At 72.2% G+C, this 24941-nt stretch carries 23 protein-coding genes; 4 read left to right on the top strand and 19 right to left on the bottom strand.

Annotated features, from left to right (window positions below; all coding sequences use genetic code 11):
• Positions 1-71 precede the first annotated feature (71 nt).
• From F9B16_RS07005 to F9B16_RS06990, 4 genes are all read right to left on the bottom strand, one after another.
• Positions 72-650: a TerD family protein gene (locus tag F9B16_RS07005; protein WP_151539151.1), complete on the bottom strand. Its 579-nt coding sequence runs from the start codon at positions 648-650 to the stop codon at positions 72-74.
• Positions 651-816: 166 nt separating this feature from the next.
• Positions 817-1941, bottom strand: a complete 1125-nt coding sequence (locus tag F9B16_RS07000) for a DUF475 domain-containing protein (protein ID WP_151539150.1) — start codon at positions 1939-1941, stop codon at positions 817-819.
• Between the two features lie 63 nt (positions 1942-2004).
• Entirely contained in the window at positions 2005-2583 is a 579-nt protein-coding gene (locus F9B16_RS06995) for a TerD family protein (protein WP_151539149.1), read from the bottom strand.
• A gap of 34 nt (positions 2584-2617) precedes the next feature.
• A complete protein-coding gene (locus F9B16_RS06990) occupies positions 2618-3193 on the bottom strand; it encodes a TerD family protein (RefSeq protein WP_151539148.1) in 576 nt (191 codons plus the stop codon).
• A 157-nt stretch (positions 3194-3350) separates the two neighbouring features.
• On the opposite strand from F9B16_RS06990, the gene F9B16_RS06985 reads away from it, so the two are divergent.
• Positions 3351-4601: a coiled-coil domain-containing protein gene (locus F9B16_RS06985; protein ID WP_151539147.1), complete on the top strand. Its 1251-nt coding sequence runs from the start codon at positions 3351-3353 to the stop codon at positions 4599-4601.
• A gap of 75 nt (positions 4602-4676) precedes the next feature.
• On the opposite strand, the gene efeB is transcribed toward F9B16_RS06985, so the two are convergent.
• The 5 genes from efeB to dnaG form a co-directional block, all read right to left on the bottom strand.
• Positions 4677-5951 (bottom strand): iron uptake transporter deferrochelatase/peroxidase subunit, encoded by a 1275-nt coding sequence (efeB, locus tag F9B16_RS06980; protein ID WP_151539146.1) that lies wholly within the window; start codon positions 5949-5951, stop codon positions 4677-4679.
• Positions 5948-7075 carry an iron uptake system protein EfeO gene (gene efeO, locus F9B16_RS06975; protein ID WP_151539145.1) on the bottom strand — a complete coding sequence of 376 codons (1128 nt, stop codon included), beginning with the start codon at positions 7073-7075 and terminating at the stop codon, positions 5948-5950. The genes efeB and efeO overlap by 4 nt, the downstream gene beginning before the upstream one ends.
• Before the next feature lie 107 nt (positions 7076-7182).
• On the bottom strand, positions 7183-7644 hold the full coding sequence (locus tag F9B16_RS06970; RefSeq protein WP_151539144.1) for a YbjQ family protein: 462 nt from the start codon (positions 7642-7644) through the stop codon (positions 7183-7185).
• A gap of 184 nt (positions 7645-7828) precedes the next feature.
• Complete coding sequence (gene rpoD / locus F9B16_RS06965; protein ID WP_225991430.1) at positions 7829-8974, bottom strand: RNA polymerase sigma factor RpoD; 1146 nt, start codon at positions 8972-8974, stop codon at positions 7829-7831.
• Between the two features lie 71 nt (positions 8975-9045).
• Positions 9046-11001, bottom strand: coding sequence for a DNA primase (gene dnaG / locus F9B16_RS06960; RefSeq protein WP_151539142.1), 1956 nt, complete (start codon positions 10999-11001; stop codon positions 9046-9048).
• 240 nt (positions 11002-11241) lie between these two features.
• Here dnaG and F9B16_RS06955 point away from each other — a divergent pair, with 240 nt between their 5' ends.
• Positions 11242-12516 (top strand): ABC transporter ATP-binding protein, encoded by a 1275-nt coding sequence (locus F9B16_RS06955; RefSeq protein WP_151539141.1) that lies wholly within the window; start codon positions 11242-11244, stop codon positions 12514-12516.
• Positions 12517-12549: 33 nt separating this feature from the next.
• Here the strand turns inward: F9B16_RS06955 and F9B16_RS06950 are convergent, their stop codons facing one another.
• From F9B16_RS06950 to pdxR, 7 genes are all read right to left on the bottom strand, one after another.
• Positions 12550-14070, bottom strand: coding sequence for a sulfatase-like hydrolase/transferase (locus F9B16_RS06950; protein WP_225991426.1), 1521 nt, complete (start codon positions 14068-14070; stop codon positions 12550-12552).
• The gene (locus F9B16_RS06945) at positions 14067-15062 is read right to left on the bottom strand and encodes an aliphatic sulfonate ABC transporter substrate-binding protein (RefSeq protein ID WP_151539173.1); all 996 of its coding nucleotides are present in this window, start codon (positions 15060-15062) and stop codon (positions 14067-14069) included. Before F9B16_RS06945 ends, F9B16_RS06950 begins: the two co-directional genes overlap by 4 nt.
• Before the next feature lie 2 nt (positions 15063-15064).
• On the bottom strand, positions 15065-15892 hold the full coding sequence (locus F9B16_RS06940) for an ABC transporter ATP-binding protein (RefSeq protein ID WP_192808646.1): 828 nt from the start codon (positions 15890-15892) through the stop codon (positions 15065-15067).
• Positions 15889-16698: an ABC transporter permease gene (locus F9B16_RS06935; RefSeq protein WP_151539140.1), complete on the bottom strand. Its 810-nt coding sequence runs from the start codon at positions 16696-16698 to the stop codon at positions 15889-15891. The genes F9B16_RS06940 and F9B16_RS06935 overlap by 4 nt, the downstream gene beginning before the upstream one ends.
• Complete coding sequence (locus tag F9B16_RS06930) at positions 16686-17657, bottom strand: glycoside hydrolase family protein (protein WP_151539139.1); 972 nt, start codon at positions 17655-17657, stop codon at positions 16686-16688. The genes F9B16_RS06935 and F9B16_RS06930 overlap by 13 nt, the downstream gene beginning before the upstream one ends.
• Positions 17654-18826 carry an ROK family transcriptional regulator gene (locus F9B16_RS06925; RefSeq protein ID WP_151539138.1) on the bottom strand — a complete coding sequence of 391 codons (1173 nt, stop codon included), beginning with the start codon at positions 18824-18826 and terminating at the stop codon, positions 17654-17656. Before F9B16_RS06925 ends, F9B16_RS06930 begins: the two co-directional genes overlap by 4 nt.
• Before the next feature lie 139 nt (positions 18827-18965).
• The gene (gene pdxR, locus F9B16_RS06920) at positions 18966-20375 is read right to left on the bottom strand and encodes a MocR-like pyridoxine biosynthesis transcription factor PdxR (RefSeq protein ID WP_151539137.1); all 1410 of its coding nucleotides are present in this window, start codon (positions 20373-20375) and stop codon (positions 18966-18968) included.
• A gap of 82 nt (positions 20376-20457) precedes the next feature.
• On the opposite strand from pdxR, the gene F9B16_RS06915 reads away from it, so the two are divergent.
• Entirely contained in the window at positions 20458-21072 is a 615-nt protein-coding gene (locus F9B16_RS06915) for a TIGR03086 family metal-binding protein (protein ID WP_151539136.1), read from the top strand.
• Positions 21060-21470, top strand: a complete 411-nt coding sequence (locus F9B16_RS06910; RefSeq protein ID WP_151539135.1) for a hypothetical protein — start codon at positions 21060-21062, stop codon at positions 21468-21470. The genes F9B16_RS06915 and F9B16_RS06910 overlap by 13 nt, the downstream gene beginning before the upstream one ends.
• Here F9B16_RS06910 and F9B16_RS06905 read toward each other — a convergent pair.
• From F9B16_RS06905 to F9B16_RS06890, 3 genes are all read right to left on the bottom strand, one after another.
• Entirely contained in the window at positions 21434-21811 is a 378-nt protein-coding gene (locus F9B16_RS06905) for a MerR family transcriptional regulator (RefSeq protein ID WP_151539134.1), read from the bottom strand. The genes F9B16_RS06910 and F9B16_RS06905 overlap by 37 nt on opposite strands.
• Before the next feature lie 34 nt (positions 21812-21845).
• A complete protein-coding gene (locus F9B16_RS06900) occupies positions 21846-22718 on the bottom strand; it encodes an alpha/beta hydrolase (RefSeq protein ID WP_151539133.1) in 873 nt (290 codons plus the stop codon).
• Positions 22719-23451: 733 nt separating this feature from the next.
• Positions 23452-24714: an HNH endonuclease signature motif containing protein gene (locus F9B16_RS06890; RefSeq protein WP_192808645.1), complete on the bottom strand. Its 1263-nt coding sequence runs from the start codon at positions 24712-24714 to the stop codon at positions 23452-23454.
• Positions 24715-24941: the final 227 nt, after the last annotated feature.

Below are 24941 nucleotides of genomic sequence, written 5' to 3'. Positions count from 1 at the left end.
GAGCATCGCCTTGCCGATCACAGCCGCCTCGCCGACCACAGCCGCCTCGCAGACCACAGCCGCCCGCCGGGTCACAGATGAGCCGACACGGCCGGCAGCAGGTGCTGGAAGGTGCGGCCCGACGCCGTCGCGCCGATCGCGGTCATCGACCAGCCGTCGCCGTCCCGCGACACCTTCGCCATGATCTGCGCGTTGTGCTGCCCGGCGCCGCTGAGGTCGTAGCGGGCGATCTCCTGCCCGGTGGCCTCGTCCACCAGCCGGCAGAACGCGTTCTCGATCTGCGAGAAGTCCTGCCCGGTGAAGGAGTTCACGGTGAACACCAGCTGGACGACGTTGGCCGGGACGCTCTGCAGGTCGACGTTGATGACCTCGTCGTCGCCCTCGCCCGCGCCGGTCAGGTTGTCGCCGGTGTGCTGGACGGACCCGTCCTTGCTGCGCAGCTGCCGGAACCACACCGAGTCGGCGAGGTTGCCGCCGGCGTCGAACAGCAGGCAGGACGCGTCCAGGTCGATCGACTGGGCCTTGCCCTTGCCGAACAGCCCCTTCTTCGCGACGGCGTCCCAGCCGAGGCCCATCCTGACCCGGGTGAGGGTGCCGCCGCCGGGCTTGGCCAGCGAGACCTTCTGCCCCTTCTGCAGCGAAATCGTCATCGTCGGCTCCTTCGGTGCTGATGATCGGTCGTCGCGGGGTGCGGACGGTGCGGATACGGAAGGTACGAAGCGGGGTGGGGTGTCGGGTGCGGACGGTACGCGGGGCGGACGGCGCACCGCGCGAAGGTGCACCGCCCCATCGGGACCCGGCCGGGGTACGGCCGGGTCAGACCTTGCTGGAGTGCAGGGGCTTGTCGTCGCCCGCCGCGGCGGGCGGGCCGCCGTCGGCCCGGTTCCGCACCACGGAGCTGATGAACGCGGCGATGATCAGGCCCGCGCCGACCCCGCCGGTGAGCCACTCGGGGACGTGCCGGCCGATGCTGACCAGCATGCAGACGGCGAGCGCGCCGATCGCCCAGTGGGCGCCGTGCTCCAGGTAGACGTACTCGTGCAGGGTGCCCTTGCGGACGAGGAACACCGTCAGCGACCGGATGTACATGGCGCCGATGCCGAGGCCCAGCGCGATGATGATCGGGTCGGTGCTGATCGCGAACGCGCCGATCACGCCGTCGAAGCTGAACGAGGCGTCCAGCACCTCCAGGTAGAGGAACAGGAAGAACCCGGCCTTGCCGGTGGCGAGGGCCAGCGAGCTCGGCCCGGACCTCGCCGGGGCCCGCTCCGCGGCGGGCTCGGCGGCGCCGTCGCCGTCCTCGTCGTCCTCGTCCTCGGTCGCCTCGGAGAACAGCTCGCCGAGCCCGTTCACCAGGATGTAGGTGACCATGCCCAGCACGCCGGCGATCATGACCTGGCCGGGGTCGTCGGCGAACAGCCCGGCGGTGAACGCCAGCGCGCCGCCCGCGACGACGACCGACAGCTGGTCGAGCTTGCCGATCCGCGCCAGCGGCGCCTCCAGCCACGGCAGCCACTTGTCGGCCCGCTCCTCGAACACGAAGTCCAGGAACAGCATCAGCAGGAACATCCCGCCGAACGCCGCGATCATCGGATACGCGTCGTTCATCAGGTGGTGGTACTTGTGCGGGTCGTTCAGCGCCAGGTCGAACGCCTCGAAGGGGTTCAGCTTGGCGGTGATGCCGACGATCAGCAGCGGGAAGACCAGCCGCATGCCGAACACCGCGATGGCGATGCCGACGGTCAGGAAGATCTTCTGCCAGAACGGGCTCATCCGGTCCAGCACCTTGGCGTTGACCACGGCGTTGTCGAACGACAGCGAGATTTCCAGCACGGCGAGGACCGCGACCAGGGCGAGCCCGGTCCCCCCGTCGTACAGGGCGGCGACCAGAAGGCCGAGGACGGTGATGCCGAAGGCCCAACCGAAGGTGCGAAGAATCATGCGCGTATTTCTCTGAGAGGGACGGCCGGACCGGCCGGCCGTCCTGCGGGGCGGCGGCGGCCGTCAGCCGACGTTGACGCCGAAGTCCATGGCGATGCCGGCGAGGCCCGAGGCGTAGCCCTGGCCGACCGCCCGGAACTTCCACTCGGCGCCGTGCCGGTACAGCTCACCGAAGACCATGGCGGTCTCGGTGGAGGCGTCCTCGGTCAGGTCGAAGCGGGCGAGCTCGCTGCCGTCGGTCCGGTTGACGATCCGGATGAAGGCGTTGCGGACCTGCCCGAAGTTCTGCTGCCGGTTGTCGGCGTCGTAGATCGACACCGGGAAGACGATCCGGTCGCAGTCCTGCGGCACGCCGGTCAGGTCGACGTTGATCGACTCGTCGTCGCCCTCCCCCTCGCCGGTCAGGTTGTCGCCGGTGTGCTCGACGGAGCCGTCCGGGCTCTTCAGGTTGTTGAAGAACACGAAGTGCTGGTCGGAGATCACCTTGCCGGACGGGCCGAGCATCAGCGCGGAGGCGTCCAGGTCGAAGTCGGCGCCGGTGGTGGCGCGCACGTCCCAGCCGAGGCCCACGGTGACGGCGGACAGATTGGGCGCGGCCTTCGTCAGCGAGACGTTGCCGCCCTTGGCGAGTGAGACTCCCATGTTCGGGCCACTCCCTTCCCGGGGTAGAGGTCGTTCAGATGTTGACGCCGAAGTCCATCGCGATGCCCGCCAGCCCGGAGGCGTAGCCCTGGCCGACCGCGCGGAACTTCCAGTCGGACCCGTTGCGGTACAGCTCGCCGAAGACCATCGCGGTCTCCATGGACGCGTCCTCGGTGAGGTCGTAGCGGGCCATCTCGGACCGGTCGCCCTGGTTGAGCACCCGGATGTAGGCGTTGCGGACCTGCCCGAAGTTCTGGCCGCGGCTGTCGGCGTCGTAGATCGACACGGCGAACGCGACCCGCTCGGCCTCCGCGGGCATCGCGCCGAAGTTCACGTTGATCTGCTCGTCGTCGCCCTCGCCCGCGCCGGTGGTGTTGTCGCCGGTGTGCTCGACGCCGCCGTCGGGGGTCCGCAGGTTGTTGAAGAAGACGAAGTGCTGGTCGGTGAGGATCTTGCCGGAGGCGTCCAGCACCAGCGCGGAGGCGTCGAGGTCGAAGTCGGTGCCCGTCGTGGTGCGCAGGTCCCAGCCGAGCCCCACCGTCACCGCCGACAGGCCGGGGGCCTGCTTGGTGAGCGAGACGTTGCCGCCCTTGCTGAGGCTGACTCCCACGGCGTTCCTCCAAGATCGCATGACGTACCGGACGCCGGGCAGGCGTCTCGCTATATCGACGCAGCAGCGATGCTATCCGTTCCATCCGTTGTGGACGCATTACGCGAGAAGCCCGGGACTGCGCGAGACTGGGCGTTGAGGACGAAGGGAGGCGGCGTTGCGGGGACCGGGCGACCAGCGGCGGCGCGGCAGGGGCGGTCAGGCCGCCGACGCGGCGATCCAGGCGCGCGAGGCGGCCGCCACCGCCTTCTACGACATGGACCAGGCGCAGAAGTTCCTCGACGGGCGCGTCACCGTCTTCGAGGATCTGGACGCGGCCGCCGCCGCGCCGGTCCGGCGGGAGTTCGCGGGGCTCTCGGAGGCCGCGGACGCGGCCTCCGTGGCCTACATCTCCGTGCTGGACGCGCACGACCTCGACGACCGGGACCGGTCGCCCGCCGAGTTCGACGCGGCGCGCCGCGCGTTCCTGGCGTCCACGGAGCGGCTGCAGCAGATCACCCGGAACCTGAACGGGTTCGCCGAGCGGCTCGCGCCGCGGATGGCGCAGCTGGAGGCGGCCCTTGACCAGCTCCCGCCGCGGCTCACCGCCGCCCGGGAGGCCGTCGCGGCCGCCGATTCCGCCGTGCGGGCGGCGCGGGCGGCCGGGATGGACGCCGCCGACCCGGAGGCGGAGCTGGCGCGCGCGAAGGAGGCCCTGGCGCTGCTGAGCTCGCAGGGGCTCGGCGGGCTCGGGCTGGACGGGGCGATGCGCAAGGCCGACGAGGTGCGCGTGATCGCCGAGAGCGCCCGGCTGGCCGCCGAGGAACTGCCGAAGATGGCGGAGAAGGTGCGCAACGCGCTCGCCTCGGTCCGGACCCGCGTGGACGTCGTGGCGAACCGCGCCGGGCCCGTCCGGGAGGCGATGAAGGTGCTGCTGCGGGCCTACTCGCAGGCCTGCTGGCAGGATCTGCGGGGCGCGCCGGAGGCCGTCGAGGCGGGCGTTGAGCGCGCGCGCGAGCGGCTGAACGAGGCCGCGGCGTTCGCCGGCCGCGCCGAGTGGAAGCAGGCGCAGCAGGCGCTGACGGCGGCGCGCACCGAGCTGAACGGCGCCGACCGGCGCGCCGGGCAGGTCACCGGGCGGGTGACGGAGCTGGAGGCGGTCGCCGCCGACCCCGAGAAGCCCGTCGAGAGCGCCCGGTTCGCGGTGCGGGACGCGCAGCGGCTCGCCATGGCGCAGCCTGGTGGCGCCGCCCCGCACCATGCGCGCGCGCTGGACGCCTTGGTGGAACGGCTGGAGCACGCGCCGAAGCGGCTCACCGGCGCGCACCCGGACTACTGGGCCTACCTCCAGGAACTGGAGTCCATCAAGACCGCCGCGGGCGACGTGGTCACCCGCATCCGCTCCGAACGCGCCGGAGGCGGCTCCTGAGAGCCGCCCACGGCGACCCCTAGGGCACACCAAGGCGCACCCTAGGGCGAAGCCCTCGACGCACTGGGTGAGCCCCTACGCGAACAGGGTCTCGCCCCAGTAGCCGCCCTCCTTCACGCCGGGCGGGCACGCGAAGATCCCCGATCCGACGTGCTGGACGTACTCGTTCATCGCGTCCGACGCCAGCGACTCCTGGATCTTGATGAAGCCGGTGCGCGGGTCGCGCTGGAACGCGATGAAGAACAGGCCCGCCTCCAGCCGCCCCAGCCCGTCCGAGCCGTCGGTGAAGGAGTAGCCGCGCCGCAGGATCCGCGCGCCGCCGTTGGAGTCGGGATGCGCCAGCCGGACGTGCGCGTCCGGCTTCATCCGCGCCAGGACGGGCTTGTCGCGCTCCTTCTTCTCCCCGACCGGCGCGCCCTCGGACTTGCTCCGCCCGAAGACGTCCTCCTGCTCGCGCAGGGAGGTCCGGTCCCAGATCTCGATGTGCATCCGGATCCGGCGCGCCACCAGGTAGGAGCCGCCCGCCATCCAGTCCGAGCCGTCGGCCCCGGCCGCCCAGACGTGCTTGTCGAGCAGCGCCGTGTCGTTCGCGCCGATGTTGTCCGTGCCGTCCTTGAACCCGAACAGGTTCCGCGGCGTCTGCGCGTCCGGCGTCGTCGAGGACGTCTTGCCGAACCCGAGCTGCGACCAGCGGACGCCGACGACGCCCATCCCGATCCGCGCGAGGTTGCGGATGGCGTGCACCGCCACCTGCGGGTCGTCCGCGCAGGCCTGCACGCAGATGTCGCCGCCGCTGCGGTCCGGGTCGAGGTTCTCGCCGGAGAAGTGCGGCAGGTCCACCAGCGCCGCCGGGCGCCTCGCCTTGATCCCGAACCGGTCCTTGCCGTCCTTCTCGAACAGCGTCGGGCCGAACCCGATCGTCAGCGTCAGCCGGGACGCGGGCAGGCCGAGGGCCTCGCCGGTGTCGTCCGGCGGCGCGACGGCGACCTCCGGGATCGCGCCGTCGCCGATCGCCCGCCCGGCGGTCATGTCGGCCGCGGCCTTCGTCCAGTCCTTGAGCATCTGGACGAGCTTGCCGCGGTCGTCGGTGGTGACGTCGAACGCGGCGAAGTGCAGCCGGTCCTGGACGGGGGTCGCGATGCCCGCCTGGTGGGGGCCGTGGAACGGGACCGGGGCGGCCGTGTCGGTGCCGCCGGTGTCGGCGGACGCGACCCGGTCCAGGCCGGCCCCGGCCGCGGCGCCTACCAGCAGGCTGGCGCCGGAGAACCCGAGCATCCGGCGGCGGGACATCCCGGCGCGCGGCGCGTCCGGGGAGCGGGAACCGGTGTCCGACGGGCGGGACTGCGTCATTTCGCCACGACCTCCGCGAGCTTGGACAGCGGCTCGCCCAGCGCGTTCACCGCGTCGGCGAGCTTCTTGCGGTCGTCCTTGCCGACCTTGTCGTAGGAGACGTAGCCGTCGCCCTCCTCGTGCTTCTTCAGCAGCGCGTAGACGGCGGCGAAGTTCTCGTCCAGGTCCTTGGCGAGCTGCGCGTCCTTCTCCTGGACGACCGGCTTGAGCAGGTCGTACGCCTTCTTCGCGCCGTCCACGTTGGCCTTGAAGTCGACGAGGTCGGTGTGGCTGAACGTCTCCTCCTCACCGGTGACCTTGCCGGTGGCGACCTCGTCCAGCAGGCCCTTCGCGCCCGCGGCCATGTCGTTGACGGGGTCGAGGGTGAGGCCCGGCAGGCGGCCCTTCAGCGTCTCGAGGTCGGCGAGGAGCTGGTCGCCGTACTTCTCCTTGCCCTTGACGGAGCCGTCCTTGAACAGCGCCTTCTCCAGCAGGTGCCAGCCGGACCAGTCGTTCTTCTCGTCCGGCTTGAGGTCGGCCTCGCGGGTGTCGACCTTGCCGTCGATGTCGCTGAACTTCTCCGCGACGGACTCGATCGACTCCCAGCCGACGCGGGACGGCGCGTACAGCTTCTTCGCCTTCTCGACGTCGCCGGCCTTGACCGCCGCCACGAACGGCTTGGTCTGGGCGATCGTGTCGTCGAGCTGGGCGATCACGTAGGCCTTGTAGTCGGTGGCGGCCCTGGTGAGGCGCGGGTCGGCGCCGCCGCTCCGGCCGGTGACCGTGACCTCCTGCGACGGGCCCTTGCCGGTCTGCCCGGCGCTGCACAGCAGCTTGTACTTGCCCTCCGGCAGGTTCACCACGAAGTTCACGCTGGTGCCGGGGCCGATGTTCTCGCGCTCGGCGAGGATGCTGCCGTCCGGCCTGAGCACCTCGAACTCGTTGACCTCCGAGCCCTTGTTGGACACCTTGAACGAGTTCTTCCCGGCGGGCAGCTCGGTCTTGCCGACCTCGCACTTGTCCTTGGACGCCGTCACGGGGACGGCGCCGGCCGCGTCCGCCTTCCCGTCACCGCCGCACGCCGAGAGGAGGGACATCGACACGGCGGCCACGCCGCTGAGGGCGAGCACGGAGGCAGGACGCATGGGGGACTCCAGGATGCAATGGTTAGGCTCACCTAAATTAGCCAAGGCTGCCCTCACCCCGTCAAGTCGCCCCCGCGACAGTGAGGCATCCCACGCGTCCCGCGGGTTCAGCGCGGGCGGTCGTTGATCCCCATCGTCAGGTTCCGCGCGACCATCGGCGGGCCCGACTGCGGCTCACCGTACGGCGGCAGATGCCCCTGCTGGGAGTGCTGCAGATGCTGCGACGCCTGCGGATGCGGCGCCTGCTGCGCCGGCTCGGCCCACACGGCCGTCCCGTAGGCGCACACCTCGTGGCCCCCGCCGGGCAGCGCCGCGGTGTCGAACCGCATCCCGACCACCGTGTTCGCGCCCTTGCGGCGCGCCTCCTCGCCGAGCCGGTCCACCGCCTCGCGGCGCGCGGCGGCGAGCCCGAGGGCCGGCCGGTCGCCCGTCACGCGGAACGTCGCGCTGCTCCCCGAATGCCCGGGCTGCACCCCGGCCTGATCGGTCTGGACGGCCGTCCCCAGGACCTCGCCGAGCACGCTGCGGATCTCGTACCCGGCAACGCCATCAGTCGTCACGATCAGCATGGGCATTACGGTAATCCACCGTCCGCCCGAAATGCGACGTCAAGCGCCGGATCCGCGGAACCCGGCGACCACGGCGGGCGATCGGCGCGTACGGCGAGCGACCGCCCTCCGGGCCGCTCGGGCCCGGAGGGCGGTCGCCCCCTGTCGTTCTCCCCCGCCCGGTCCCGGTCCGGGCGGGCCGCTCCTACTCGAGGTACTCGCGCAGCATCTGCGCGCGGGACGGGTGCCGCAGCTTGGCCAGGGTCTTGGACTCGATCTGCCGGATCCGCTCCCTGGTCACGCCGAACTCCCGGCCGACCTCCTCCAGCGTGCGCGGATGCCCGTCGGTCAGGCCGAAGCGCAGCTGGATGATGCGCTGCTCCCGCTCCGACAGCGTGCCGAGGATGTCCTCGAGCTGGTCCTGCAGCAGGATGAACGCGGCGGCCTCGATCGGCACCACCGCGTCCGCGTCCTCGATGAAGTCGCCGAGGTCGGAGTCCTCCTCACCGATCGGCGACTGCAGCGAGACCGGCTCCTGCGCGATCCGCTGGATCTCCACGACCCGGACGGGCGGCAGCCCCATCTCCAGGCCGATCTCCTCGGGGGTGGGTTCGCGGCCGAGGTCCTGGTGCATCTGCCGCTGCACGCGGACCAGTTTGTTGATCGTCTCCACCATGTGCACCGGGATCCGGATGGTCCTCGCCTGGTCGGCGATCGCGCGAGTGATCGCCTGCCGGATCCACCAGGTGGCGTACGTGGAGAACTTGAACCCCTTCGTGTAGTCGAACTTCTCGACCGCACGGATGAGTCCGAGATTCCCTTCCTGGATCAGGTCGAGGAACAGCATTCCCCGGCCCACGTACCGTTTCGCGATCGAGACCACCAGCCGCAGGTTGGCCTCGATCAGCCGTTGCTTCGCCCGGACTCCGTCGCGGGAGAGCAGTTCGAGGTCGATCCGCTCGGCGCGGGAGAGGACGGCCGTGTGCGCCATCTTCTCCTCCGCGAACAGCCCCGCCTCGATCGATTTCGCCAGTTCTACTTCATCTTCTGCCGTGAGAAGCGGTACGCGACCGATCTCTCTCAGATAGATCCGGACCAGGTCGCTCGTCGGCGCCCGCTTGCCGAGGTCTCCCTCATCCGCTCGCGCGACGTCCTCGGTCTCCTGCTGAGATTCGAGGACCTCTACCCCCTGCTCTGCGAGCATCCGGACGACCCGTTCGAGGGAGTCGTCCGGCAAGTCCGAGCGATCGAGCGCGGCAGCGACGTCTTCGACGGTCACACCGCCGCGCTCTCTGCCGCGTGCGACGAGGTCCGCCACCTGATCAACCGATGGCGCCTCGCTTGGCAGCACCGAAGGGCCCACGGGGACAGTCTGCGACAGATGCGGCCTAGATCACAGGACCCATTTCGCGGTAATACCGGCTACTGGGATCCAAGCCCTCGCTCCCGCAACACCCGTCTCTGCTGCTCAAGCGCGACAAGATCGCCGAAGAGCCGGTTGTACTGCTCGGGGTCCTCGACCGGATTCAGCCGCTGGAGTTTAGATTTCACGTCCGCGATCATGCGGGTGAGCTGGCGTTCCTGTATTCGGGCCAGCAGTTCCACGGCATAGCGGTCGTCCGATTCCTGTGCGGACCGTACCGGCTCGACTCCGAGCATGGTGATCAGATCCCTGACCTGCTCGTTCGGCGCCCTCTCCAGCAGCGTCATCGCCCACTCCGAGGCGTTGCCCGCCGCGGTAACGCCGCCCGCCTGCGCGATCACCGCGCGCACCGCGGCGTGCGGCGGCGCGATGAACGCACCCTCCGGGACCTCGTCGAACACCGGCCCGAGCATCGCCGGACGCTGCACCGCCAGCTTCAGCAGCTCGCGCTCCCGCTGCACCTCCGGGTCGTTCGGGTCGTAGGCCGGCCGCTGCGGCACCGCCCCGTTCCCGCCGTTCCCGCCGTTGCCGTTCGCGCCGTTCCCGGGGGCGCCGTTGCCGTTGCCGTTCGGCATCGCGCCGTTGCGGCCGTTGCCGCGCCCGTTGCGCGCCTGCGCGTGCCGCCGGTTCGCCAGCTCCCGGACGCGGCGCAGCACGAACTGCTCGTCCATGATCCCGAGCCAGCGGTCGAGGCTCACCGCGTACATCTGCCGCAGCGCCCGGTCCTTGATGGCCGCGACGACGGGCGCCGCCGCGTCGAGGGCGGCCAGCCGGCCCTCCGCGGTGTCGAGGTCGTGCTGCTGGATCGCGCTGCGCACCGCGAACTCGAACAGCGGCAGCCGCGACGCGACCAGGTCGCGCACCGCCGCGTCGCCGTGCCGGATCCGCAGGTCGCACGGGTCCAGGCCGTCCGGCTGGACGGCCACGAACGTCTGCGTGACGAACTTCTGCTCGTCGGCGAACGCGCGCAGCGCCGCCTTCTGGCCCGCCGAGTCGCCGTCGAAGGTGAAGATCACCTCGCCGCGGAACTCGTCCTGGTCCATCAGCAGCCGGCGCAGGATCTTGATGTGGTCGTCGCCGAACGCCGTCCCGCACGTGGCGATCGCCGTCTGCACCCCGGACAGGTGGCAGGCCATCACGTCGGTGTAGCCCTCGACCACCACGGCCTGCCGCCGCCGCGCGATCTCCTTCTTCGCCAGGTCCGCCCCGTACAGCACCGAGCTCTTGTGGAACAGCGGCGACTCGGGGGTGTTCAGGTACTTCGGTCCGTCGTCGTCCTCGTAGAGGCGGCGCGCCCCGAACCCGATGACGTCGCCGGACAGGTCGCGGATCGGCCACATCAGCCGGCCGCGGAACCGGTCCATCGGGCCGCGGCGCCCCTCCTTGGCCAGCCCGCCGGCGACGATGTCGCGGTCGGCGAACCCGCGCCCGCGCAGGTGCCGGACGAGGCCCTCCCACTCGCGCGGCGCGAACCCGACGCCGAAGTGCGCCGCGTCCGCGGCCTCGAACCCGCGCTCGGACAGGAACGTGCGGCCGATCGCGCCCTCGGCAGAGGCGAGGTGCTCGACGTAGAACTCGGCCGCCGCCTTGTGCGCCTCCAGCAGGCGCGCGCGCTGCCCGGTGTCCTGCCGGGGGCCGCGCCCGCCGCCGTCCTCGTAGCGGAGCTGGATGCCGACCTGCGCGGCGAGCCGCTCGACCGCCTCGGAGAACGACAGGTGCTCGATCTCCTGGACGAACTTGATGACGTCGCCGCCCGCCTCGCAGCCGAAGCAGAAGTACAGCCCCCGCGACGGGGTCACGTTGAACGACGGCGACTTCTCGTCGTGGAAGGGGCACAGGCCCTTGAGGTTGCCGCCGCCCGCGCTCCGCAGCTGCAGGTACTCGCCGATGACGTCGGCGATGGACGACCGCTCGCGTACGAGCGCGATGTCCTCATTGCGAATACGGCCTGCCACAGCGAAGGAGTCTACGGCGCCACGCCGACATCCAAGCCATCCCACCGCAACCCGCTCTCCCCCGGGCCGGGCCCCGGCTGTCCGCCGGGCCCGGCACCGCGCGACCACCGTGACGGGCGCGTCGCACGTGGCCGGACCCGGCCTTGTTAACGGCTGGTAACCCTGCGCCAGCTATGGACAAACGGATTGTGACGCGATGAGATGACCCACCGAGTTCTTGCCCACCCCCAGGCGGCCTTGATGACGGATGTTGTGCTGGACGGCGTCGAGAAGGTGTATCCCGGCGGGCAGGTCGCCGTCCGCAAGGTCCGGCTGCGGATCAACGACGGCGAGCTGTTCGTGCTCCTCGGGCCGTCCGGGTGCGGGAAGTCCACCATCCTGCGGATGATCGCCGGGCTGGAGGAGATCACCTCCGGCGACCTGTGGCTGAACGGGTCGGTGGCCAACGACCTGCCGCCGCGCGACCGGAACGTGGCGATGGTGTTCCAGGAGGGCGCGCTCTACCCGCACCGCACCGTCAAGGGCAACATGATGTTCCCGCTGGAGGTGTCGGGCGACGACCGCGCGGAGGCGTCGGCGAAGGTCGTCGAGCTGGCGCGCGCGCTCGGCCTCAACACGATGATCGACCGGCTGCCGGGCACGCTGTCCGGCGGGCAGCGGCAGCGCGCCGCGATCGGCCGGGCGCTGATCCGCGAGCCGTCGCTGTTCCTGATGGACGAGCCGCTGTCCAGCCTGGACGCCGGGCTGCGCACCGAGCTGCGCGTGGAGATCGCCGCGCTGGTCCGCTCGAGCCGCACCACCACCGTCTACGTCACGCACGACCAGATCGAGGCCATGACGATGGCCGACCGGATGGCGGTGCTGCGCGACGGCGTCCTGGAGGACGTCGGCACGCCCGAGCAGATCTACGAGGACCCGGCGACGGTGTTCGTCGCGGCGTTCCTCAGCTCCCCGCCGATCAACCTGCTGCAGGCGACGCTGTGGGCCGTCGAGGGCGAAGGGCTGCTGCTCGACCTCGGCCCGCAGCGGCTGACGATCCCGTGGGACGACCCGCGCGCCTCGTCGCTGATCAGCCATCACGGGCAGATGGTGATCGCCGGGATCCGGCCGGACACGCTGGTCCCGATCGCGCCGGGCTCGCCCGCCCGGCACGGGACGGTGCTGTCCGGGCAGGTCCATGCGCTGGAGTTCCACGGCCACGAGTGGCTCGCGTACGCGCAGGCCGGCATCCCGACGGTGGACGCGAGCGAGTTCGGGCGGCCGGTCCCCGCGGCGGTGCCCGAGGTCCGGCGGCCGGGCCTGCGCGACCGGCTGCGGGAGATGCTCGGCCGCCCGTCCGGCGAGCCCGGCCGGGCGGAGGAGCACGAGGGCCACCACCGCCGCTCCGACCTGATCTTCCGCGCGAACCCGGGGCAGCGCCCGAACCGCGGCGACCACGTCGCGCTGACGGTGAACCTCGACCGGATGCTGCTGTTCGGCGCGGACGGCCGCCGCATCACGCCCGTCCAGCGCTGACGCCCGTCCCCCGGTCAGGACGGGCCGCGGTCCTCAGGTCTCCTTTCCGTACACGCCGGCGCCGCGTTCGAACGCCGAGAGCGTCGGGTCGTGGTCGAGCGGCCCGGTGTCGGACATCACGCTCATCCAGTGGTGGAAGTTGTCGCCGCGCTCCACCAGCAGCTCGTAGAGCCGGCGGGTGAGGCGGCGCCGGACGTCCGCGAGCTCGGGGTGGTCGACGCGGTTGAGCAGCTCGTGCGGGTCGGCGTCCAGGTCGTACAGCTCGTCGCGGGACTCCGGGTTGACCACGAGCTTGTACCGGCCGTCGTGGATCATCCGCTGCGGGTAGGGGAAGTGGTGGCCGTGGAACTCGGCGACCCACTCCCGCCGCCATGCGACGTCGCGCCCCTCGACCAGCGGCAGGACGCTGCGCCCGTCGACCGCCGGGGACGTGTCCTGCCCGGCGAGGTCGAGGATGGTGGCGGTCAGATCCATGAGCCCGACGAACTCGCCGCTGACGCGTCCTTCCGGTGCGCCCGGGACCCGGACGATGCCGGGCGTGCGGTAGATGTCCTCGTACATGGCCGGGCCCTTGTCGTGCAGCCGGTGCGCCCCGGTGAACTCGCCGTGGTCGGCGGTGAAAAGGACGGCCGTCGAGCCGTCGAGGCCGAGGTCGGCGAGGGCGGCCAGGATGCGGCCGATCTCGTGGTCGATCATCGCCACGTAGCCCCGGTAGACGGCGATCAGCTCGCGGGACACCTCCTCCGGCAGCGTGTCGTAGGTCCACAGCTCGCTGTACCGGCGCTGCACGGCGGGCTTGCCCTCGAACGTCTCGGCCACCGACGCGGGGAGCTCGACGTCCGCCGGGTCGTAGCGGTCGTAGTACTCGTCCGGGAGCAGGTACGGCAGGTGCGGTCCGAAGAAGTGGGTCGCGAGGAAGAACGGGCGGCGGCCCGTCCTGTAGTCCTCGGCGTACCGCTCCAGGTGCTCGATCGCGCGGGTGGCGAGGTAGTGCTCGAACGTCGCCTCCAGCGGCTGGCTCAGCCGCGCCGCGAGCAGGTTGCCCGGCCTGCGGTTCGGCAGCGTCCCCCGGATCGGGTTCGTGATCGCGAACGGCGGGAGCCCGCGTTCCTCCAGGTAGGCGAGGTAGTCGGGGTGGTCCACCGGGTTGTGCCAGCCGGGCAGGTGCGGGCCGTCGAAGCCGTAGTGGCCCGCGCTCCGCTCGGCGCCGACATGCCATTTGCCGATGAGGCCGAGGTTGTATCCGGCCTTGGCGAGCGGTTCGGCGAAGGTGAACTGGCCGTCGGCCAGCTCGTCCAGGTAGCCGACGTTGCGCTCCCGGTTGGCGAGCAGCCGGTGCCGGAACGGCGCGTACCCGGTGAGCAGGCTGGCCCGGGCGGGCGCGCAGATCGCGGTCGGCGTGTAGGACCGGTCGAAGCGCGTTCCCGCCGCCGCCAGGGCGTCCAGGTGCGGGGTGCTCACCGAGCCGTCCGCCGCGTAGCAGCCGAGCGTGTCGACCCGGTGCTGGTCGGTCATCAGGAACAGGATGTTGCGGGGCGCGTCCGCTCCGGTCACTTGCCGGCCGCCTTCGCGTACAGGTCGCCCGCGTAGTAGGTGTCGGCCTTCGGCACGGACTTCAGCTTCCCGGACTCGGCGAACAGCGCGGCCAGCCCGTCCAGCCACTTGGCGACGGTCCCGTCCTGCGTCTTCGCGACGAGGTCGGCGGTCGTCGGGTACTCGCCGTTCGCGGCGTCTGCCTTGACCTTGTCGACCGGCAGCTTCATGAACGCGGCGGTCAGCTTGACCGTCTCGTCCAGGTGCGCGGCGCGGTAGTCGGCGGCCTCCTGGAGCACCCGGTCGAGCTTGGTGACCAGCTCGGGCTTGCGGCTCGGCAGGTCGGGGGCGCTGACGAACGCGTTGGGGAAGCTCATCGCCGGGTAGAAGTCGCGGTCGCCGGCGAGGTCGACCAGGTCCGGCTTGCGCTGCTTGATCGTGTCGATCAGGGGGTACCAGATGCCGGCCGCGTCGATCTGGCCGGAGGCGAACGCGGACACGATCGTCGTCGGGTCCATCGCGACCTTCTTCACGTCCTTGGCGGTCAGCCCGGCCCGCTTCAGCGCGAGCGACAGGATCATGTCGCCGGACGTGCCCTCCGGCACCCCGACCTTCTTGCCCTTCAGATCGGCGACCGTGCGGATCCCGCGGCCCGGCTGGGCGATCACGTGGTCGGCGAACCCTAGCCCGTTGATCGCGATGATCTTCGCCTTGCCGGACGCGGGCAGCCAGAACGCCCCGGGGCCGATGTAGCCGGCGTCCAGGTCCCCGGCGCCGAGCGCCTGGATCTGCAGCGGGCCGTTGGTGAACACCTTCGTCTCGGGCTTGAGGCCCTGCTTCTTCCACAGCCCCTGCTTCGCGGCGATCGCGAGCAGGCTGGAGCCGTTGAAGTCGGCGATGTAGCCGAACCGGACCTTCTCCGACCCGCCGGACCCGGCCTTCGCGTCGCCGCCGCAGCCGGCCGTCGACAGGGCCAGCACGGCCGCGGCGAGTCCCGCCAGCGCGGTGCGCATCCTCACGTGGTGTTCCCTTCCTGGTGGTAGACCGCATGCCAGATGCGGTTGCGGATCTCCGCGAACTCCGGGGACAGCCGCACCTCCTCGGTGCGGGGCCGCGGCAGGCCGACGTCCACGACCTCCTGGACGCGGCCCGGCGAGGCCATGACGACGACCCGGCCGCCGAGGTAGACGGCCTCGTCCACGTCGTGGGTGATGAACAGGACCGTGCGGCGCTCCCGGCCCCAGATGTCGAGGAGCCGGTCCTGCATGCGGACGCGGGTCAGCGCGTCGAGGGCGCCGAACGGCTCGTCCATCAGCAGGATCCGCGGCTCGGCGGCGTAGGCGCGGGCGAGCGCGCAGCGCTGCCGCATGCCGCCCGACAGCGTCCGCGGATGGGCGTCGGCGAAGTCGCCGAGCCCGACGAGGCCGATGAAGTGCTCGGCCCGCGCCCGGCGCTCCCGCCGCGGGACCCCGGCGACCTTCAGCCCGAACTCGACGTTCCCCCGCACGGTCAGCCAGGGGAACAGCGCGTACTGCTGGAAGATCACGCCGCGTTCCGGGCCCGGTCCGGTGACCGGGCGGCCGTCCACCAGCACCTCGCCGGAGGTCGGCGGGACGAGCCCGGCGGCAACGCCGAGCAGCGTGCTCTTGCCGCAGCCGGACGGGCCGACGACGGTGACGAACTCCTCGTCGGCGATGCCGAGGTCCACCCCGCCGAGCGCGGTGACGGCGGTCCCGCCGCCGGCGGCCGGGTAGACCTTCCCCACCGCGCGGAACTCGATCTTGGCGGCGTCCGGCGGGGCCGCCTTCCCCGTTCGGGCGCCGTCCGGGCGCGTCCCGTTCACCGGCGGTCCTGCCAGCCGCCGAGCCGCCGCTCGGCGAGCAGCAGCAGCCGGTCCATGAGCAGGCCGAGCACGCCGATCGTGATCAGCCCGACGAAGATCGTGGGGAGGTCGTAGTAGACCTGGGCCTGCTGCATCCGGAAGCCGAGGCCCTGCTGCGCGGCGATCAGCTCGGCCGCCACCAGGGTGGCCCACGCCGAGCCGAGCCCGATCCGCATCCCGACGACGATGAACGGCGTCGAGGCCGGGACGACGACGCGGGTGAAGATGACCCGGTCCCCGGCGCCGAGCACCCGTGCCGCGTTGACCAGCGTTGGGTCCACCCCAATCACGCCCTGAAAAGTAGAGATTACGCACGACAGGAACGCGCCCAGCGCGATCACCAGGATCTTCGGCGTCTCGCCGATGCCGAGCACGACGATGGCCAGCGGGATGATCGCCAGCGGCGGGATCGTCCGGAAGAACTGCACCCACGGCTCCAGCAGCCCGCGCGCGACGCCGTACCAGCCCATCAGGAAGCCGGCGGGGACCGCCAGGGCCGTCCCCAGCGCGAACCCGAGCAGCACCCGGCGCAGGCTGGCCAGCGCGTCGCCCTCCAGCGTCCCGTCGCCGAGCACCTCGGCCGCGCGGTGCGCCACCCGGACCGGGCCGGGCAGCCCCTGGACGCCGAGGCCCGCGAGGAGCGCCCAGAGCCCGATGCCGAGCAGCAGCGCGACGAGGTTGAGGCCGAGTCCGCGCGCGCGGGACGGCACCCTCCGGCGTCGGGCCTCGCGCACCGGCTGCGCCGCCGGCGCGGTCACGGTGCCCATCGGCCCACCTCCTCGGACGAGAGCTCCAGGGTGCGCAGCTCGTGGGCGCCGTCCGCCCGGGTCATCTCGTAGTAGAGGCGCACCCGCCCGCCGTCCTGCGGGACCGCGTCCACGTACCGCACCGATCCCGTGCCGGACGCGGACGCGACCGCCGGCCCGTCCGGCGTCAGCCGCTTCCACCCGAGCAGGTCGGACGACCAGGCGAGCCCGGTCTTCTCCTCGTAGTTGCGGGTGTGGTCGGCCTCGCCGTCGTAGAAGCCGAGGTATCCGCCGCCGGTCTCCACGACGCTGTTGAGGCGGGCGGCCCAGCGGTCCCAGCCGGTTCCCGGCGCGAAGACGGTCCCACGCCACTTCCACGTCGTCCCGTCGTCGGCGCTCTCGGCGAGCGCCGACACCGAGTCCGACAGGCCCGTGTTGTGGATGTCGGCGGTGGCGTGGGCGCGCTCGCGGTCCTCGTCCGAGAGCGCGGCCCGCGCGGCGCTGACCAGCATCACCAGGCGTCCGTCCGCGGTGCGCACGACCCGCGGGTCCTTGACGCCCTCCGTGCCGGTCGCCGCCGCGGTGAACACCGGGCGCCGCGCCGCCACGTCGAACCCGTCGGGCGCCGCCGCCTCGGCCACGTCGATCCGCCACCGGCCGTCGGCCGGGTCCACATAGCTCAGGTACAGCTGGTACACGCCGTCCAGCCGCCGGTACAGGCTGAAGCGCTCCATCGAGGGCGTGCCCAGCTCGCCCTTCTCCACGGCCCAGACGTCCTCGAACGCCAGCCCGTCGTCGCTCACCGCGATCGCGCAGCGCCAGCCGCGCTCCGTGCCGGCGGCGCCGCGCGGCCGCCGGCGCCGGTACGTCAGCAGGTGGCGGCCCTCGTCGCGCAGGACGCCGGGACAGCCCACCCAGTAACCGGGCTCGGCCCGCTCGGGCTCGAACACCGTGACGCCCGCCTCGGGGTCGAAACTCATACGGGGGTCCCTCCTGCCATCAGAAACGGATAGCCCGCCAGGAGCGGGGAGTCATGGGCCACCAGGGCGATCGCGCCGAGCGCGCCCGCCCCGGGGCCGAGTGCCGCCGGGCTCAGCCGCAGGTCGCCGCGGACCATCGGCAGGGCGTGCCGCCGCAGCGCCTCCTCCGCCGGGCCGAGGAGCGCTCCACCGGCGGCCGCCAGCTCGCCGCCCACCACGATCCGCTCGGGGGCCACGGTGTTGCAGACCCCGGCGAGGACGAGGCCGAGCGCCCGCCCGGCCCGCTCGAACGCCGCCCGCGCCGCGGCGTCCCCCGCCTCCAGCGCGGCGAGCGCGCCGGGCAGGTCGTCGCCGCCGCTCGCGTCCAGGACGGCGGGGATCGACGCGTAGGTCTCCAGGCAGCCGCGGCCGCCGCACCCGCACGGCGGCCCCGCCGCGTCCACCGGCACGTGCCCGATCTCCCCGGCCGTGCCGTCGGCGCCGCGCAGCAGCCGCCCGTCCGCCACGATGCCGCCGCCGACGCCGTCCGAGAGCCGCACGTAGACCAGGTCGGACGAGCCCGCCCCGGCACCCCGCGCGGCCTCCGCCAGCGCCGCCAGCCGGGTGTTGTTGTCGGCGGCGACCGGAACCCCGAAGTGCTCGCCGACCGCCTCCGCGACCTCCCGCGCCGCGCCGCCCGGACGCCCGTCGCGGCCCCGCGGCACGGGCCCGGTCACGCCGACGCCGACGCCCGTCAGGGGCCCGAGGTCGACCCGGAACGACTCGACCAGGGCGCAGGCGACGCGGACCCGCCGCGCCCAAGGCGTCGACCGGGCGTACGAGCGCGTCCCGGTGGCGGCCACCCGCTGCGCGGCGTCCGCGACGGCCACGTGCACGCGGCGGTGCCCGAAGTCCATCCCGAGCGTCCGGCCGGCGGCGGGGTTCAGCGTGATGAGCTCGGCCGGACGCCCCGGGGCGCGCCGCCCGGTGGCCGCCGCCGTGGTGGTGACCACGGCGCCGCGCTCCTGGAGCGCGCCGACGATGTCCGACAGCGTCGACCGGGACAGCCCCGACAGCCGGGCGATCTCGGCGCGGCTCAGCGGGCCCCGGGCGCGCAGCAGCGCGAGGATCCGCTCCTCGTGCCCGCGCCGGACCAGTCCGAGGACCCCGGGCTCCGCACCGGACGCCATGCCGCTCCCCGTTCTGTCGAGACTCCGGACAAAATCTCCGCTGGTGAGAGAGGAGGCTAACAGCCTCTAAATCGATTTTCCATACAGATTTAGTGGACTATTGGGTGAAGCGGGTCACAGCTTCCCCGGTACGGTCCGCCTAGCCGAGGACGCGCCGCAGCCGGCGCAGTCCCTCGCCGATCTCCGGCAGCGTGACGGCGCCGTAGCCGAACACCAGTCCCGGCGCCGGCGGCCCGTCCACGGCGAACTCCGACAGCGCGAACAGCCCGATCCCCTCCGCCAGCGCCTTGCGGACGACCGCCGCGTCATCCGTCCCGTCCGGCAGCGCCGCGCTGAGATGCAGGCCCGCCGCCGACGGCACCACCTCCAGCCGTCCCGCGAACAGCGTCCCGAGCAGCTCCGCGACCCGCTCGTGCCGGGCCTGGTACTCCCGCCGCGACCTGCGGATATGCCGCGCCAGCAGGCCCTCGTCGATGAACCGGGCCAGCGCCGCCTGCGCCGGCAGGTCCGCGTGCCAGGACGAGACGTACCGCGCCAGCCGGAACGCACGGTGCAGCGACGGCGGCGCGACGAGGAACCCCAGCCGCACCACCGGACGCATGATCTTGGAGAAGGTGCCCATGTAGAGCACGCGGCCCCCGTCGTCCAGGCTCTGCAGCGGCTCGATCGGACGTCCCCCGTACCGGTACTCGGTGTCGTAGTCGTCCTCGACGATCACCACGTCCCGGCGCCGCGCCCACTCCAGCAGCGCGCGGCGGCGCGGCAGCGACATCGGCATCCCCAGCGGGAACTGGTGCGACGGGGTCACGTAGACGGCCCGCGCCTCGTCCGGCAGCGCGTCCACCCGCAGGCCCTCCGCGTCCACCGGCACGCCCCGCACCCGCATGCCCGCCGCCCGCAACAGCATCCGGACCGGCGGGTATCCGGGATCCTCGACCGCCACCACGTCCCCCGGCTCCAGCAGCACCCGGACGACCAGGTCGAGCGCCTGCTGGATCCCCGACGTCACCACCACGTCCGCGGCGGCCGCCCGCACCGACCGCGAGACCCCCGCGTGCCGGGCGATCGCCTCCCGCAGCTCCACCAGCCCCGCCGGGTCCCCGGCCGCCGCCGGGTCGCCGAGCGCGGACGGGCGCAGCCGCCCCGCCATGATCCGCCGCCACGACTCGTACGGGAACAGCCGCACGTCCGGCAGGCCCGCCCGGAAGTCCCAGGTGATCCCGGGCATCCGCGCCGGCCACACCTTCACCTCGTCCCAGACCTGCCGGGGCCGCAGCGGCGACGCCACCGGACGCTCCCGCTCCTGGAAACCGGCGTCCCGGACGAACGTCCCCGCCCCCACCCGGCTCTCCAGGAACCCCTCCGCCGCGAGCCGGTCGTACGCCACCGCCACCGTGTTCCGCGAGATCGCCAGCCGCCGCGCCAGCTCCCGCGTCGGCGGCGCCGCCTCCCCCGCGCGCAGCCGCCCGTCCAGGATCGCGGCCCGCAGCTGCCGGTAGATCTGGCCCGCCAGATCCCTGCGCCCGACGAGGCTCACATGCAGGTCCACGCGTCCGACCCTAGACCGGCTCAGTCGTTTTCCACGATTTTGGCCCTGTACCTGAGCCACTCGCCGTTCCTACGGTGGCCGCATGGACCTGCTGACCGAACTGCTCACCACCGACTTCCGGCCCCTGGACCGCAAGGCCGCCGACCTCTACCTCTCGGCCGTCGCCCAGGTGAAGCCGGACGCGCTCACCCTGCCGACACCGTGCCCCGACTGGACCCTGCACGGCCTCCTCCGCCACCAGGTCAGCCAGGACCAGGGCTTCGCGGCCGCCACCCGCGGCGACGGCGCACCCCTGGCCAACTGGCACGGCGGCGACCTCGGCGACGACCCCTACGCCGCCGCGGCGGCCTCCCTCGACCTCGTCACCGAGGCGTTCGCCGCGACGCCCCTCGACGCCGGGCTCGTCCTCCCCGAGATCCGCGACGGCGGCCCGTTCCCCGCCGCGCTCGCGTTCGGCTTCCACTTCGTCGACCTCGTCGTGCACGCCTGGGACGTCGCCGCGACGATCGGCGCCCCCTGGGAGCCCGGCGACGAGCTGGTCACCGCGTCCCTCAAGGTCGCCGCGATCGTCCCCACCGGCGCCGACGACCGTGGCCCGGGGACGTCCTTCGCGCCCGTCGTCCCGTCCGCGGACGACGCGTCCCCGCAGGACCGCCTCCTCGCCCTCCTCGGACGCTCCGCCTCGTGGAACCGCTGAGGAGCTGGCGGCCCGGCCCCGCCGGCGGTGGCGGGCCGGTGCTGGTGAGCGTCACCGACTTCACCTGCGCCTACCCGTACGACCTCCCGAAGGTCTACCGGGCCGGCCTGGAACTGCGCCGGGCCTGGCCCAGCCTCGAAGGCGCCGTCGGCCTCTGGCTGTGGACGAAGCCGCTGCGGCTGCGCAGCGGCTCCGTCTCCATCTGGGAGACCCGCGAGGACCTGCACCGCTTCGTCGCCTGGCCCCCGCACGTCGCCATCATGCGCCGCTTCCGGGACCGCGGGACCATCCGCGCCCACACCTGGACCGCGGACCGCTTCGACCCCGCCGAGACCTGGGCCCGCGCCGCCCGCCTGCTCGCTCAGGCCGGAGAGCCCTCGCAGACCGCACCCGCATAGAAACCGATCTTGAACTTGATGTGCTCCTGCTGCTCGCGCAGCCGGGCGATCTGCTCCTCCACGCGGCGGTCGTGCTCCTGCAGCAGCTCCAGCCGCTCCCGCACGGTCTCGGCGCCGCCGCGCGCGAGCTCGGAGTACCGCAGCATCTCCGCGATCGGCATCCCCGTCTCGCGCAGGCACCGCAGCATCCCGAGCCACTGCAGGTCGCCGTCACTGAAAACGCGCCGCCCGGACGCGTTCCGCGCGATCCCTTCGAGCAGCCCGATCTTCTCGTAGTAACGCAACGTGTCGATGCTGAAACCGCTTCGCTCGGCGGTCTCGGCCGGGGAATAGGAGCTCACGCTCTCCAGGATCCCACCTGGAGCCCACTCCAGGTCAATCCCCGCCCGCCTGGTCCAGGAACCCCGCCACGGCCTCGACGAACCACCCAGGATCGTCCAGCCACGGAAAATGCCCCGCCCCCGGCTGCACGACCGCCGTCCCCGCCGGGAACGCCGCCGCGATCTCGACGGCGACCCGGGGCAGCGGCCCACCGTCCAGTTCCCCGGCCAGGACGAGAACCCGCGCATCCAGCCCCGCGACGGCCCGCCGCGCCGCCAGCGGATCGAACGCCTCCGGGGACGCGTACAACTCCGCCGCCCGCTCGTTCGTCTCCGCGAGTTCTCCCCTCGCATGCGCCAGCGCCGCCGCGTCCCAGCGCCCATAGAAGAACGGCACCACCGCCTCCCAATCGGCCTCGGACGCGCTGCCCGCCAACACCGCCTCGAACGCGGCACGCCCCGCCTCGAACCACGGCTCGCCCTTCCGCAGCTCCATCGCCTCCCGGCGATGCTCCACCGTGAAGTCGACCCCCAACGCCCGCGCCCGCCCCGCGACCAGCGTCAACGACCGCACCCGCTCCGGATGGCGCGCCGCATACAGGATCGCCAGGTCGCCGCCCGCCGAATGCGCAAGCAGATCAACCCGCTCCAAACCCAGATGCTCCCGCAGCGCCTCCACGTCATCGACCTGGCGATCACACCGATACGTCGCCGGATCGACCGGTCTCCCCGATCCGCCGGTACCACGCAGATCAAGCATGACGAGCCGGCGTCTTCCCGACAGCCCGCCGAGAGCCCCGAGATAGGAGGAAGCCCGCATCGGCCCACCCGGAACGCACAACAACGGCTCTCCGCTCGCGCCGTCGTCCTGGCGACCGATCACGCGGTAGGCGAGGCGCGTACCGTCCCGTGCACTCAAAACCGGCATCCCACCATCCTCGCAGCGGACCTGCCTCGCAGAGTTCAGGTTTGGTCATCGCCATCACGTCGCCCTCCGACCGCGCCAAGAGACACCAGGACGCCGGAACAGAGACCAACGCGACCGAGACAACAGCACAGGCAGCAAAGCAAGGCGAAAGGCCAGGCGGAAAGGCCAGGGGGCGATACGAGGCGGCGATACGAGGCGGCCTGGGGAGGCGGCCTGGGGAGGTAGCCCGGGGAGGCGGCCTGGGGAGGTAGCCCGGGGAGGCGGCGAAGGGACTGCGGTCACGGCGTATGGAGGGTCTTCAAGGGTGTTCGGGGAATCGCAAGAGGGGTGTTCGGGTGGTGGGGTGGCGCTTGCGTACGGGGCCGCCCCTCCAAAGTCAAGGGCGCCTTCGGCGTCGCTTCGCGATGGACTTCGTCCACCCTTGACTTTGGAGCCTCTGCGGCCCCTGGGCAGGTGATGGGGGCAGGCTCCGCCTGCCCCGCCCCCGGGTCGCGCCACCCCACCACCCCCCTCCGTCAGGCACGAAGACACCCAACAAGTCAACGGCCGTGCCGCGTTCCAGCCGATCATTCGGCGGCGGCGGCGGCTGCGCAGGCGAGGGCGGGGGCGGCTGCGGTGGCGACTGTGGGGGCGGCTGCGGGTGGCGGCCGCGATGGAGTGGGTGCGGGCATGCCGGAGCCGCCCGGGATCCGAAGAGGCCCGGGCGGACTCGGCGGTCATGCCGGTGGGATGGTTATGCGGCCCAGTCGAAGGCGCTATCGGGTGGGCCGATCGAGCCGGGCGGCCCCGTATCGGTTGCGGCTCGGGCGTCGGCCGGTGGCAAGAGCCGGTAGACGTAGCGCCCGTCCGAATCTTTGGTGATCTGGATCTGGCCGGGGCGGGTGTGCTTGAACCGGTTGTGCCATCCGCAGGTGAGGGCGAGTTGGTCGATGTCAGTGGGGCTGTTACCGAGTGCCCAGCCGTTGACGTGGTCCACCTCGCACAACGTGCCGGGGATCTCGCATTCCCGTACCGCACATGAGGGGTAGAGCGTCTCCAGCACCTGCCGTTGGGCTGCGCTGGCGAACCGTTCCCGGTGGCCCAGGTACAGCGGGGTGTTGCCCCGCCCCAGGAGCAGCGGCGACACCCCGGCAGCCAGGGCGATGCGGCGGGCGTGCGGGGCCGGGATTGGAGTGCCGTCGGTGAGGCGGGCCGGGGCGTTGCCGCCGGTCAGAGTCTCCAGGTCGCAGATGACGGTGACCTTGGTGGCCTTGTGTCCGCCCGACAGCACGCTGGACAGTGCCGCTGCTGTCCGCTCGGCGACGTCGCGGCGGTCTTCCGGGCCGGCCGGCTTGGCCAGCGGAGCCAGGGTGCCGTCCCAGATCGCGGCGTCCTCAGGGTTCAGCCAGCCTTTGACGTACCGGCCGCCGTCCAAGGAACGCGTGGTGGTCAGCCAGGACTTGGCGTAGCCGCGCTTGGTGTCCTCATCCGGCGCATCCTCGGTGCCGTCTCGCTCAGCGATGACGTCACGGATCCGGTGGCCGAACGTGGCGACCTTCCCGGCGGAGAAGCCTTGGTCTACGAATCCGAGGAGTGTTGCTTCGGCCTCGGCGCAGTCGGTGTCGTCCAGCCGGGCCACGGCGTCGGTGATGGTGGTGGCGTAGCCGAAGGACAGCTCCCCGGCCGCCAGCCGCTCAGCCACTTGCGGGAGGCGGTGCCGCTGCCGCGCCAGCGTGAGGCGCTCTTTGGCGCGGCTCTCGCGCATGCCCAGGCGTGACCGCAGCCAGGCCCGGGTGGAGGGGAATCCCCACCGCTGCTGTTCCCCGGTGGCGTCGACTCGACCGATGAATCCAGCCAGCGCGCTTTCCTGCATATCGGACGCGGCCGCAAGCGTTTCAGTGAGTTCCAGACAGGCGGCCGCCGATTCCGGGGCTTCGCGCTGGGCGAGTTCAGTGGCGATGGCGGAGAGCGCGTTCACCAATTCCATGGTGGACGCGGCCCCGAGCTCGACCGTCACTGATTGCATAGGTAAATAGTACCCTGTGTGACTGACATTCGAGGCCGTTCGAGGCCGTTCGGGGCACATTCTTCTCGGTATTTGTTGGGCGGGAAAGGCTGCCAGGCCTGGCGACTTCTCGCCGATCTTGGTGTTGCACGCTGGGGAGTTTCGTGCCTGACGGAGGGGGTGGTGGGGTGGCGCGACCCGGGGGCGGGGGGGGGGGGGGGGGGGCCCCCCCCCACACA

The organism is Actinomadura montaniterrae, assembly GCF_008923365.1.
GTDB classification, from domain to species: Bacteria; Actinomycetota; Actinomycetes; order Streptosporangiales; family Streptosporangiaceae; genus Spirillospora; species Spirillospora montaniterrae.
This window is presented reverse-complemented; position numbering and strand designations above follow the sequence as displayed.